General features: G+C 74.3%; 11 protein-coding genes. 8 read left to right on the forward strand and 3 right to left on the reverse strand.

Going from position 1 to position 12078, the window contains the following annotated elements; translation table 11 throughout:
• Positions 1-186 precede the first annotated feature (186 nt).
• From KGA66_RS18245 to trxA, 6 genes are all read left to right on the forward strand, one after another.
• Positions 187-1929 carry a PucR family transcriptional regulator gene (locus KGA66_RS18245; protein WP_211469359.1) on the forward strand — a complete coding sequence of 581 codons (1743 nt, stop codon included), beginning with the start codon at positions 187-189 and terminating at the stop codon, positions 1927-1929.
• Positions 1926-2579: a nucleotidyltransferase family protein gene (locus KGA66_RS18250; protein WP_211469360.1), complete on the forward strand. Its 654-nt coding sequence runs from the start codon at positions 1926-1928 to the stop codon at positions 2577-2579. The genes KGA66_RS18245 and KGA66_RS18250 overlap by 4 nt, the downstream gene beginning before the upstream one ends.
• 179 nt (positions 2580-2758) lie before the next feature.
• Positions 2759-3463, forward strand: a complete 705-nt coding sequence (locus KGA66_RS18255; protein ID WP_211469361.1) for an urease accessory protein UreF — start codon at positions 2759-2761, stop codon at positions 3461-3463.
• Positions 3464-3467: 4 nt separating this feature from the next.
• On the forward strand, positions 3468-4124 hold the full coding sequence (locus KGA66_RS18260) for a GTP-binding protein (RefSeq protein WP_211469362.1): 657 nt from the start codon (positions 3468-3470) through the stop codon (positions 4122-4124).
• Positions 4121-4939, forward strand: coding sequence for an urease accessory protein UreD (locus tag KGA66_RS18265; protein ID WP_211469363.1), 819 nt, complete (start codon positions 4121-4123; stop codon positions 4937-4939). Before KGA66_RS18260 ends, KGA66_RS18265 begins: the two co-directional genes overlap by 4 nt.
• 122 nt (positions 4940-5061) lie before the next feature.
• On the forward strand, positions 5062-5442 hold the full coding sequence (trxA, locus tag KGA66_RS18270; protein ID WP_211469364.1) for a thioredoxin: 381 nt from the start codon (positions 5062-5064) through the stop codon (positions 5440-5442).
• Positions 5443-5556: 114 nt separating this feature from the next.
• Here the strand turns inward: trxA and pruA are convergent, their stop codons facing one another.
• Positions 5557-7182, reverse strand: a complete 1626-nt coding sequence (pruA, locus tag KGA66_RS18275) for an L-glutamate gamma-semialdehyde dehydrogenase (protein ID WP_211469365.1) — start codon at positions 7180-7182, stop codon at positions 5557-5559.
• Between the two features lie 124 nt (positions 7183-7306).
• Positions 7307-8233 carry a proline dehydrogenase family protein gene (locus tag KGA66_RS18280; RefSeq protein WP_211469373.1) on the reverse strand — a complete coding sequence of 309 codons (927 nt, stop codon included), beginning with the start codon at positions 8231-8233 and terminating at the stop codon, positions 7307-7309.
• 228 nt (positions 8234-8461) lie between these two features.
• Between KGA66_RS18280 and KGA66_RS18285 the strand changes: the two genes are divergently transcribed.
• Positions 8462-9640: a PucR family transcriptional regulator gene (locus KGA66_RS18285; protein ID WP_211469366.1), complete on the forward strand. Its 1179-nt coding sequence runs from the start codon at positions 8462-8464 to the stop codon at positions 9638-9640.
• Positions 9641-9827: 187 nt separating this feature from the next.
• Here the strand turns inward: KGA66_RS18285 and KGA66_RS18290 are convergent, their stop codons facing one another.
• Positions 9828-10964 carry a DUF4349 domain-containing protein gene (locus KGA66_RS18290; protein WP_211469367.1) on the reverse strand — a complete coding sequence of 379 codons (1137 nt, stop codon included), beginning with the start codon at positions 10962-10964 and terminating at the stop codon, positions 9828-9830.
• A 250-nt stretch (positions 10965-11214) separates the two neighbouring features.
• Between KGA66_RS18290 and KGA66_RS18295 the strand changes: the two genes are divergently transcribed.
• The coding region (locus KGA66_RS18295; RefSeq protein ID WP_211469368.1) for an MFS transporter at positions 11215-12078 on the forward strand (864 nt) is incomplete at its 3' end.

The following is a 12078-nucleotide window of genomic DNA, read 5'->3' on the forward strand; positions in this document are numbered from 1 at the left end:
TCCTGTGCGCACCAGTCAAGTCCTCGCTGACCTCGGCTTCCATGGGCCGATGGCACGAAGCCCCGGGCCGTGGCGGCGTGCGCGCCTTGGAGGTTCCTACGAGACGCCCTGGCGGCTACTGTGCTGGGTAAAGGCAGCAACATCCAACCGTGACGGAAACCTGCCGCGGGAAGGAGAACCGCCCGGATGCGTCTGCGGGATCTGGTCGAGGCGTCGCCGCTGGGCCTGACGGCCGTCGCCGCCGCGCCCGGCCTGGACCGGGAGCTCGGTTCGGTGATGGTGACCGACCTGCCGGACCCGAGCCGGTATCTGCGCGGCGGGGAGCTGGTGGTTTCCGGTCTGGTGTGGCTCAGCGATCCGCGCAGGTCGGCGGCGGAGCACTGCGAGCTGTTCGTGGGCGCGGTGGCCCGCGCCGGTTGCGCGGGGCTGGCCGCCGGAGACACCACGGACGCGCCGTTGCCGCCGGAACTGCTGGACTCGTGCACGCGGTACGGCGTGCCGCTGCTGCATGTGCCGGCGCAGCTGGCTTTCGCGGAGCTGACCGAGTGGATTTCCGGGCAGATCTCGGCGCAGCGGGTCGGGGACGCGGGAGAGCTGCTGGCCAGGCACCGGCTGTTGGTGGCCGCGGAGACGCAGCAGGGGCTGGCCGGGATCGTGCGGCTGATCGGGCAGGAGACCGGGATGGCCTGCTGTGTGCTCACGGCGGCCGGGGATCTCGTCGCCGCGTGCGGTGGCGCGCCGACAGCGGCGGCGCGCACGGTCATCGCACGCGAGGTGTTGCGCACGGGGGCGTCACAGGAGCGGCTGGTCGAGCATCGCGGCCGGGCGTACTCGGTGTACACGGTGCATGGTCGGCCGGGCACCGCGATCACCGACTGGCACGCGGTGTTCGAGGGCGATTGGCGCACGTGGCCGCGGCAGCGGCGCGAGGCGGCGCGCGGCGCGGCCCGGCTGATCGGCGCCGAGCGGGCGCGGCTGGCCGAGGGGCGGCGGGTGCTGCGCCGGGTCGGCCGCGAGTTGGTGACGCTCGCCGCGGCGGGCGCGCCGGCGGCGGAGATCGGGGCGCGGCTGGCCGTGGCCGGGCTCGATCCGGCGGCGGGGCTGCGCGCGGTGGCGGTCGCGGTCACCGGCGCCGGCGCCGGAGTTGGCGGCCTCGACGCGGGCACGGGAACAGGCGCGGGCGCGGGGGAAACATCGTCGGGCCGCGCGCTGGCGGGTCGGCTGGCGCGGGTGCTGGTGGAGCACGCCGAGGCGCGGGCACCGGTTCCGCTCGCGGTGTTTCATCCGGGCTCGCCTGCGGCCGCACGTGAACAAGGCAGCGGCGAGGACGCGGAAGGCTCGGGATGGTTCGGCGCGGCGTACGCGGTGGCGCTGTGCACGGATACGGATACGGATGCGGATACACCCGGCACGTCGGACGACGAGCCGGGTGGCGTGCCCTGGGTGAGCGCGGCGGCGCTGCGCGTGCGTCTGGCGGCGCTGGGCCCGGGTCTCGGCCGACAGCGGGTCGCAGTGGGCCTGAGCGACCGTTTCACGCAGGCGGCCGAGCTGGCCGGAGCGATCGAGGAAGCGCGGCTCGCGCTGCGGGTGGCGCTGCGCCGTCCGGGCCGGATCGAGCTGACCGAGCACAGCGAGCTCGCCTCGCACCTGGTGCTGCTCGCGCACGTGCCGGACGAGTTGCGCCGCGGGTACCGCGACCGGTTGCTCGGCCCGCTGCGGGCGTACGACGCGCGCCACCATTCACGGCTGGAGGAGACGCTCGACCGTTTCCTGGGCTGCTCGGCGTCGTGGAGCAAATGCGCGCAGGAGCTGCACATCCACGTCAACACGCTGCGCTACCGGATCGAGAAGATCAACCAGCTGACGGGCCGGGATCTGGCCCGGCTGGAGCACCAGGTCGATTTCTACCTCGCGTTGCGGGCGCGGTGACGACGGCGGGCCGCACCGTACGGGCCGATCGCGCCGGGAGCGCCGCGGCGCTGATCCTGGCGGCCGGCGCCGGCGCGCGCTTGGGCGGTCCGAAGGCGCTGCTGTGGTTTCAGGGCCGGCTGCTGGTGGAGCGCGCGGTCGAGGCGGCGGGCTCGGGCGGGTGCGGCCGGATCGTGGTCGTCCTCGGGGCGGGGGCCGACGAGGTGATGCGGCGCGCGGACCTGGGCCCGGCGCGCTCGGTGCTGAACCGCGGCTGGAGCGAGGGGATGGGTTCCTCGCTTCGCGCCGGGCTCGCGGCGCTCGACGCGCCGCCGGACGGCGCCCCGGCCGACGCCGCGCTGGTGCTGCTTGTCGACCAGCCGTTCGTGGGCGCCGCGGCCGTGCGCGCGGTGCTCGCGGCCTGGCGCGCGGGTGCGCGGTTGGCGGCGGCCTCGTATGGGGGCAGGCGCGGGCACCCGGTGCTGTTCGCCCGCGAGCACTGGGCGGCGGTCGCGCGCGCTGCGACGGGTGACGCCGGCGCCCGGGGCTTCCTCGCGTCGCACGCGGCGCAAGTCCTCCTCGTTCCGTGCGACGCCGTCGCCGATCCGCAGGACCTGGACACGCCCGAGGACCTCGACAGACTCGCCCGGCCCGGTACGCCGGGTGCGTGACGGCGGGTCAGTTCGGCGGCCGGTCAGTTCGGCGGCGGGCCGCCGGAAAGATCGCGGTACCTTCATGCGCGCAGCGCCTTCATGTCCGAGCCCTGCCTCGTCGATGGGGCACTGCTCCGGCGCGCGCGGCGGCCGCGGGGTCGGCCGCTGACGGTGGATACCGATACTGTCTTTCTCCGATGAGCCTGATTCCTCTGCTGCTGCTCGCGGACAGCCGCCTGCCCGGCGGGACGCATGCGCACTCCGGCGGGCTGGAGGCGGCCGTGGCCGCCGGCCGGGTCCACGACGGCGAGACGCTGCGCGCCTTTCTGCTCGGGCGGCTGACCGGCGTCGGGTTCACGGCGGCCGCGTTCGCCGCTGCGGCCGCGCTGGAGTTGAGCGGCGGGCTGGTGGTCGGCGAGCGCGGCGTGCAGACCCGCGAGGCGGCGGCCCTGGACGCCGAGTACGACGCGCGCACGCCCTCCCCGGCGCAGCGCGCCACGTCGCGCGCGCTCGGGCGGCACCTGCTGTGCGCGGTGCGCGCGGGCTGGCCCGGCGTGCTTCTCGACGCGGTCGCCGGGCTGCATCCGGACGGGCCGCACCACCCGATCGCTTTCGGCGCGGCGGCCGCGGTGGCGGGGGTGGACCCGGGCGGCGCGGCCGAGGCGGTGGCGCTCGGGTCGGTCACCGGCCCCGCGCACGCGGCCCCGCGGCTGCTCGGACTCGATCCGGACGCGGTGACCGCGGTGCTCGCCTCGCTGGCCGCGCAGGTGGAGCAGGTCGCCGCCGCGGCGGCGAAGGCGGCGCGCGGCCCGGTCGAGGAACTGCCGGCGGTGGGCGCGCCGCTGCTGGAGATCGCGGCGCAGCAGGTCCGCGGCGGGCAGGTGCGCTTCTTTGTCTCGTGAGGCGGTGGCGCGGCAGGGCGCGGGGCGCGGCGGCGGAACGCTGCGGGTCGGGATCTGCGGCCCGGTCGGCGCCGGCAAGACCAGCCTGATCGCAGGGCTCTGCGGCGCGCTGGGCACCGAGCTGTCCCTGGCCGTGCTCATGAACGACCCTGATGTGCAGGCCGAGGAGCCGTTGCTCACGCACCAGGGCCTGGACGCGCGGCGGATCGCCGCGGTGCGCACCGGATGCAGCCCGCAGGCCGCGATCCGGGACGACATCCGCGCCAACGCCGCCGCGGCCGAAACGCTGGAGTCGCTTTTCGCTCCGCTGGATCTGCTGCTGGTCGAGGCGGGCGGCGCGGATCTGGGCGCGAACTTCAGCAGGGCACTGATCGACCGGCAGATCTTCGTGCTCGACGCCGCGGCCGGGGACCGCACGGTGCGCAAGGGCGGCCCGGGCGTCACGCAGGCGGATCTGCTGCTGGTCAACAAGACCGACCTGGCCGCGGCGGCGCGCGCCGATCTGGAGCGGATGCGCCGGGACGCGGCGGCTCGCAGGGGCGAATCGCCCACGGTGTTCGTCTCGCTCGCCGAGCATCCCGGGGCGCCGGCGGTGGCCGACTGGGTCCGCAAGCTGATGGCGCAGCGGCGGCTGACCGCGACAGGGCAGGAGCGGCGATGAGGGCTTCCGCGCGGATCGTGGCCCGCTGCCAGGCGGACGGCTCGACCCGGCTGACCACGCTGGCCGGGGAGGCGCCGCTGCTGCTGCGGCGGGCGGCGCGACAGGGCGCGAAACAGGCGCCGGACGAGGGCGCGCCACCGGACGGCGCCGGCACGGGCGGGCCGGCGCGGGTGTACCTGGCGGGCGGCACGGCGGGCCCGCTGGGGGGCGACGAGCTGCGCTGCTCGGTGGACCTCGGTCCCGGGGCGCGGCTGGAGGTGCACGGCGTGGACGCCTCGGTGGCGCTGCCCGGGCCGCACGGGCGCGAGTCCGCCCTGGAGATCCATGCCCGCGTGGGCGAGGGCGGCGCGCTTTCCTGGTCGCCGCGGCCCCTCGTCGCCGCGCGCGGGGCGCGCCACCGCACGGTGGCGCGGGTCGAGCTGGCCGCGGACGCGCTTCTGGTCTGGCGCGACGAGCTGATCCTCGGCCGCGACGGCGAGGACCCGGGCTCGGTCTCCACGCGGCTGCGGGTGTTGCGGGCCGGGCGCGTGTTGCTCGACCGCGAGGTCGCGTTCGGTCCGCGGCATCCCGGTTCGCTCGGCCCGGCCGGCAGCGGCGCGCACCGCGCGATCGGTTCGCTGCTGGTGGTGGATCCGGCGTGGGCATCCGCACCCGTGGACGGGGTGCCTTCCGGCAGCCCGCTGTCCAGGCTGACGCCGCAGGACGAGCCGGCCGTCGCGGTCGCGGTGTTGCGCTTGTCCGGGCCGGCGGTGCTGGTCACCGCGGCGGCTTCGGGCGCCGCCGCGCTCGCCCGCGTGCTGGACGGTGCGATCTAGTGTCCCGCGGTGCGCCGTGGTCCGCTGCGGTCTGCGGGCTCCGGGACGGGGAATGCGCGCGGCGCTGGGTATGTTCCTGGGACGACGGCGCAAGCCGCAGTAAGCCGAACAGGGAGATTGTGATGGCGACGGTCGAGCTGACCGCGGAGAACTTCGAGGAGACCGTGTCGGGCTCCGGGATCACGCTGGTCGACTTCTGGGCGGCCTGGTGCGGGCCGTGCCGCATGTTCGGGCCGGTGTACGACCGGGTGTCCCAGCGGCACGAGGACATCGTGTTCGGCAAGGTCGACACCGAGGCGCAGCCGGACCTGGCCGGGGCGTTCAACATCACCTCGATCCCGACGCTGATGATCGCGCGGGACGGCGTCGTGGTGTACGCGCAGGCCGGGGCGCTGCCCGAGCAGGCGCTCGAGGAGCTGATCGGCAAGGCGCGCGAGCTGGACATGGACGAGGTGCGCCGGCAGATCGAAGCGCAGGACTCAGCGCAGAGCAAGGGCGCCTGAGCGCGGCGCCGACGAGCGGCGGTTGGAAGACGCCGCGCGCCGCCGGCCGGTTTCAGTTGTTCCGAAACCGGCCGGGAGCAGTCCGGCGAGCCGCCTCGTCAGCGCCTCTGTCGGCTACCGCATGTGCGGGTAGCCGTACTCGGTCGGCGGCACGAAGGTCTCCTTGATGGAGCGCGTGCTGGTCCAGCGCAGCAGGTTCTGCGCCGAGCCGGCCTTGTCGTTGGTGCCCGATGCGCGGCCGCCGCCGAAGGGCTGCTGGCCGACGACGGCGCCGGTGGGCTTGTCGTTGATGTAGAAGTTCCCGGCGGCGAAGCGCAGGCGCTCGGCCGCGCGGGCGGCCACGGTGCGCTCGGTGGTCATGATCGACCCGGTCAGCGCGTAGGGCGAGGAGGCGTCGATCCGGTCCATCACCGCGTCGAAGTCCGGCTCGTCGTAGACGAACACCGACAGGATCGGCCCGAAGTACTCGGTGGTGAAGATCTCGTCGTCCGGATCGGTGCCGGTCAGCAGGGTCGGGCGCACGAAGTAGCCGGTGGCGTCGCTGTAGCCGCCGCCGGCCTGGACCGTGATCGTGTCGGTGGCGCGGGCCCGGTCGATCGCGGCCCTGTGCTTGTCGAAGGCGCGCCGGTCGATGACCGCGCCCATGAAGTTGGACAGGTCCGTGACCGGTCCCATGCTCAGCCCGTCGATCTCGGCGATCAACTCCTCGCGCAGCCGGTTCCACAGGCCGCGCGGCAGGTAGGCGCGGGAGGCCGCGGAACACTTCTGCCCCTGGTACTCGAACGCGCCGCGGGTCAGCGCCGTCTTCACCGCCGCCGGATCGGCGCCGGCGTGTACGAGCACGAAGTCCTTGCCGCCGGTCTCGCCGACCAGCCGCGGGTAGGTGCGGTAGCCGGCGATGTTCTCGCCGACGGTGCGCCACAGGTGCTGGAAGGTCCGGGTCGAGCCGGTGAAGTGGATGCCGGCCAGGTCACGGTGGCGCAGGGCGACCTGGGAGACCGGGATGCCGCTGCCGGTGACCACGTTGATCACGCCGGGCGGCAGGCCCGCCTGTTCCAGCAGGCGCATCAGGAAGTGCGCGGAGAACTGCTGGGTCGGCGAGGGCTTCCACAGCACGGTGTTGCCCATGAGCGCCGGGGCGGTCGGCAGGTTCCCGGCGATCGCGGTGAAGTTGAACGGGGTGATCGCGTAGACGAAGCCCTCCAGCGGCCGGTGGTCGGTGCGGTTCCACACCCCGGGGCCGCTGATCGGCTGCTCGGCGAGGATCTGCCGGGCGAAGTGCACGTTGAAGCGCCAGAAGTCGGCCAGTTCGCAGGCGGAGTCGATCTCGGCCTGCTGCGCGCTCTTGGACTGGCCGAGCATCGTGGCGGCGTTGAGGGTGGCCCGCCAGGGGCCGGCCAGCAGGTCGGCGGCCTTGAGGAAGATCGCGGCGCGGTCGTCGAAGGACAGGGCGCGCCAGCCCGGGGCTGCCGCGGCGGCGGCGTCGATCGCGGCGCGCGCGTCCTCCTCGGTGGCCTCGGCCAGGGTGCCGAGCACCGCGCGGTGGTCGTGGGGCTGGACCACGTCGAGTTTGCCGCCGCCGCCCATGCGCTGTACGCCGCCGATGGTCATGGTCAGGTCGACGGGATGCCCGGCCAGATCGCCGAGGGCGCGCACGAGGCGTGCCCGCTCCGGGCTGTCCGGGCCGTAGCCGAGCACCGGTTCGTTGGCGGGGACGGGGACCTGGGTTACGGCGTCCATGGCGCTCCTGTGTGCAAGGGATCGGATCTGTGCAAGGGGTCGGACGGGCGGGCGATCGGACGGCTGCGGTGGTTCGGTTGCCTGCCGGCGGGGGCGCCGGCGGACGATTCGGCGGCTCAGCGGCTCAGCGGCCGAGCAGGGCGCGCAGGAAGAACGCGACGTTGGCCGGACGTTCGGCGAGCCGCCGCATGAAGTACGCATACCAATCCGTACCAAACGGTACGTAAACGCGCACCCGTTCGCCTTTGTGCGCGAGCTGGCGCTGGAGGTCGGTGCGGATGCCGTAGAGCATCTGGAACTCGTATTCACCCGGTTGGCGGCCCGCGTCGCGGGCGGCGCGCTTGCCGGTCGCGATCATCCGCGGGTCGTGGCTGGCGATCATCGGATAGCCGCCGCCGGACATGAGGATCGCCGCGCATTCGCCGAAGGCCGCGTCCACGTCGGCCTTGCGCGGGTGGGCGACCTCGGGCGGTTCGGCGTACGCGCCTTTGACCAGGCGCACCCGCGAGCCCGGATACGCGAGGTCCCGGCAGTCCTGCGGGGTCCGCAGCAGCATCGACTGCATCACCGCGCCGACCCACGGGAAGTCCTGGCGCAGTTCGCGCACGATGTGCAGGGTCGACTCGACGGTGGTGTGGTCCTCCATGTCGAGCGTGACGGTGGTGCCGGCGGCGGACGCGGCCTCGCAGATCGCGCGGGCGTGCTCCAGCGCCAGTTTCTCGCCCGCGTCGGGCAGCGCCTGGCCGAGCGCGGAGAGTTTGACCGAGACCTCGACCGCGTCGGCGAGTGCGTTGCGGTGCAGCACCGTCAGCAGCTCGATGTAGGCGTCGCGGATGGCTGCGGCCTGCGCGGCGTCGCGGGTGTCCTCACCGAGGTGGTCGAGGGTCGCGTGCAGGCCGTCGGCCCTTAGGGCCCGCACCGCGCGGATCGCCGACTCGATGCTCTCCCCCGCGACGAAGCGGTCGACGACGCGCCGCGTGACCGGGAATCCGACCATCGCGTCGCGCACCCGGGGGCTGCGCGAGGCTCGGAGCAAGAAGGACGAGAGCACGGACACCGCTGGCCTCCTGCGGACGGGGTCTCGGGACCGAGACGGGTTACCCCGTCACCGTAGAAACCATCGCGGAACCTGGCGAGATACCACTGTCAGAGTGATCCGGCCGATTTCTCATACACTTGTATGAAGGACGCCGTGGGCGGTCCGACATCCGCTCGGCGGGCGGGCCGCCCGAGGCGGGCCGGAAGGCGGCGGAAAGGCGGCGGAAAGGCAGCGTGCGCGTTGATCGGGCCGGATTTGCAGGATCTGGTGGACGGGGCGGCGCTGGTCTCCGGGGCGCCGGTGACGCTGGAGGACCGGGAGTTCAACCTGGTCGCGGTGAGCGCGCACCAGCGGCCCGGGGACGCGGTGCGTCAGGACTCGATCATGCATCGCCGCGCGACGCCGGAGGTGCGCCGCTATTTCGAGTCCTTCGGGATCGCGCACGCGGCCGATCCGGTGCACATCCCGCCGGATCCGCGGCGCGGACTGCTCGGCCGGCTGTGCGTCCCGGTGCGCTGGCAGTCCGTCACGTACGGGTACCTGTGGCTGCTGGAAGACCCGGAGGCGGGCGCCGCGGACGGGCGCCCGATGCCGCTGGCGCAACTGCTGGCCGCGGCCGGGCGGGCCGGGGTGGAGATGGCGCGGCGTTCGCGGCTGCGCGAGGACCTGGGCTGGAAGGTCGGCGACCTGCTGTCCACGTACCCGGAGACCCGGGCGCGGGCGGCCGAGGAGATCGCAGAGTCCTGGTCGCTGCCGCCGGGCACACCGGTCGCGGCGGTCTCGGTGCGGCCGGCGGGTGGGTCGGGCGCGGTGTTCGTCAACGCCTGGCGGCTGCCGCGCACGATCCTGGTCGGTTCCGGGGAGCACGCCGCCACGGTCATCGTTCCGCTGTCCGCGCCCGGCGAGCTGTCCGCGGCGCGCGGGATGATCCGGTCCGCTTTCGCGGCGCTGACGGCCTCGGCCCCGCCCGGGGCTGCGGCGCCCACGCCGGTGGCGGGCATCGGCGGCCCGGCGGACAGCCTGGTGCGGGCGCGGGAGAGTTGGTTGCAGGCCAGGATCGCGGCGCGGGTGGCGGCGAGCCGGCGGCCGGACGGGCCCCTGGTGCTGGAGTGGCCGCAGCTGGGTGTGCACCGGCTGCTCGGGGCGGGTACGGACGCCGCGCTGCGTGAGGCGGTCGTCACCTCAGGCGTGGCCGCGCTGCTGGCGGAAGGCGGCGCGCAGCTGGTGCGCACGGCCAAGGCTTATCTCGACGAGGCGGGCAGCGCGCAGCGCGCGGCGCAGACGCTCAGCATCCACCGGCAGACTCTCTATCACCGGCTTGAGCGGATCGAGCGGATCAGCGGTCTGGATCTCGGCTCCGGGCAGGACCGCCTGCAGCTGCACCTCGCGCTGACCGTGCTGCCCGACCTGGACTTCTGAGCTGAGCTGAGCTGAGCCGGGCCGGGCCGGGGCCGGCCGGGTGCGGTCGTGACGCCGCCCGCCTGGCCCGGCCCGGCCCGGACCACCGCAGACCCCGCCACAGCAGACCGGACACGTCTCCCGTCGGCCCGGCGCCTCAGGCGTATCAGGCGTATCAGGCGTATCAGGCGTCTGACGGTGAGATCGTTCATTCTTCCGACGACGAAGCCGTACCCTCAGCCGCTGCCGGACCGGCCTGCGCGAGCGCCACGGCGCCCGGGGCGCCCGGCCCACCGCCACCCTGTCCCCTCCCCCGGCGCCTGCTCCACCGCACCAGCCGGCGCAGCGGCCACCACAACACCGCGACGACGACCGCGTACGGCACCAGCCAGCCCGCCGCCGCCAGCACAGCGCGCACCACGGCGAGGAATCCGTGCCAGCCTGCTGTCAGGCCCCGCATGAATCCGCTGGCCGCCGGCGCCGGCGGCGTGGCCGGCCGGCCCTGGCTGAAGTAGCCGACGGTGATCGTCGCGAACTGCACCTGGTCGGAGAGCGCCTTCTGCTGCGCCTCCAGCGACTCGAGATCGGACTCGCGCTGCGAGAGTGCCTGCTCGAGCGAGATCAGGTCGTTCATCGAGGCGGCCTTGTCGATCAGAGTCCGCAGTTGCGCGATCGCGTCGCGCGCGGAGGCCACCCGGCTGGCCACGTCCGCGACCTGGCCGGTCACGTCGGTCGAGGTGCGGCTCTGATAAGTGACGGTGCCCTTGCCGGCCAGGGCGGCGAGCACCGAATCCACGTTCTGCGGCGGGACGCGCAGCACCAGCACGGCCTGCTCGGAACCGTCGGAGCCCTCGACCGGCGGCAGCCCGACCGGCGCCGGCGCCGTGCCGCCGTCCGCCGAACCCGAGGTCGCGGCATCGGAGGAGACGGGGCCGGGGGCCACCGGCGTCACCTGGGTTCCGGAGCCGATCGACTCGTTCGCCACGTAGCCGCCCGCGGCCTGCGCGAGGTTCGCCGCCTTCGCCGCGGCCGCCGCGGCGTCGGCGGTCTTGACCTGGAGACCGGCCGTGACGACCAGATCCCGGCTCGGCAGCCTGACCGCCGTGCCCGAGTTCGCGGCGGCCGAACCGCCGCCGGCGTCCGCGCTCCCGGCAGAGTACTGTTTCAAAGCCTGCGGCGCCTGCGCGGATCCCGCCGCGGCGCCGCCCTCCTGCCGTCCCGCCGACGACGCGCTCGTCCGGCTCGCGCCGCTGCTGCACGCGCTCAGCGCCAGTACCCCGCCCAGAAGCACCACACCCGCGGCCGCCCGTATCCCGCGCCCGCCATCGTGCCGTCTCTCTCGCATGACCCGTATTCCGCCCCTCCGAGGACACCCGGCGCGGTCCGTCACCGCGCTCGGCGCACCTTGGACGGGACGCAGCCCGCGGGTGTTCCACCACTGAGTCACCGTTGGGTATCGGTTCGCTCTCGGACCGGAACCCGCGAAAACCTGAACCTGGGATCATATTTTTATCCTCACCCCCCTTTGCAAGCCCGCGGCGCGGCTCCTACGCTGCCCCAACGGCGCGGTTCACCCGCCCGGGACTGTCCCGGCTATGGAAGGCGACCACACGGTGAGCGGGAACGGCATCGACGCGGGTCTCAAGCAGGCGCGCGGCGCGCTGTTCGTCGCGTTCGGCGCGCAGGGGTTCTCGCTGATCGCGCTGACCAGCGAGATTCCGACGCTGGAGAAGCAGCTGCACATCGGGGACGGGACGGTCGCGGCGGTCATGGCCGCGGTCCTGGTGGTCGCGGCGCTCGGTTCGCTGGCCGCCGGGGCGCTGGTCGGCCGGTACGGCTCGCGGATCGTGCTGCGCGTCGCCCAGCTGCTGGTGCTCGCCGCGATCACCGGCGTGGGCGCCGCGCACGCGCTGGGTGCGGCGTTGCCGTTCCTGCTGCTGATCGGGGCCGCGATCGGCGCGGTGGACGCCACCACGAACATGCAGGCGGTGGCGTTGCAGCGGCGCTACGGCCGCTCGATCATCCTCTCCTTCCACGGCGTGTGGGCCTTGGGCGCGGCGATCGGCTCGATCGCCGCGACGCTCGCGACGAACACGCACACCTCGCTGCTGGTCTTCTACGTCGCGGCGAGCGTGCCGCTGGCGGTGCTGCTGCTCGCGGTCGGCCGGTTCCTGCTGGCGGGCGTCAAGGACGAGACGATCGCCCTGGACGCGCGCACCGGCGCGCCGCCGGCGATCGCGTGGCGGCCGATGCTGGCGGTGTGCGCAGTGATGGCCCTGGCGTATTTCGCGGACTCCACCGTCTCCAGCGCCGGCGGGCTCTACATCCGCGACGGGCTGCGCGGGCACGGCTGGCAGATCACCATCGTCTACTTCGCCTACGCGGTGCCGTTCATGGCCGGGCGCTTCGCCGGGGACCGGCTGACCGAGCGTTTCGGCGGCGTGCGGGTGGGCCGGGCG

Source organism: Actinocrinis puniceicyclus (genome assembly GCF_018283645.1).
GTDB lineage: Bacteria > Actinomycetota > Actinomycetes > Streptomycetales > Catenulisporaceae > Actinocrinis > Actinocrinis puniceicyclus.

Excerpts from the sequence above, each read along its gene's own strand:
- KGA66_RS18245 (WP_211469359.1), top strand. The coding sequence starts at position 187 with ATGCGTCTGCGGGATCTGGTCGAGGCGTCGCCGCTGGGCCTGACGGCC.
- KGA66_RS18255 (WP_211469361.1), top strand. The coding sequence starts at position 2,759 with ATGAGCCTGATTCCTCTGCTGCTGCTCGCGGACAGCCGCCTGCCCGGC.
- KGA66_RS18265 (WP_211469363.1), top strand. The coding sequence starts at position 4,121 with ATGAGGGCTTCCGCGCGGATCGTGGCCCGCTGCCAGGCGGACGGCTCG.
- trxA (WP_211469364.1), top strand. The coding sequence starts at position 5,062 with ATGGCGACGGTCGAGCTGACCGCGGAGAACTTCGAGGAGACCGTGTCG.
- pruA (WP_211469365.1), bottom strand. The coding sequence starts at position 7,182 with ATGGACGCCGTAACCCAGGTCCCCGTCCCCGCCAACGAACCGGTGCTC.
- KGA66_RS18290 (WP_211469367.1), bottom strand. The coding sequence starts at position 10,964 with ATGCGAGAGAGACGGCACGATGGCGGGCGCGGGATACGGGCGGCCGCG.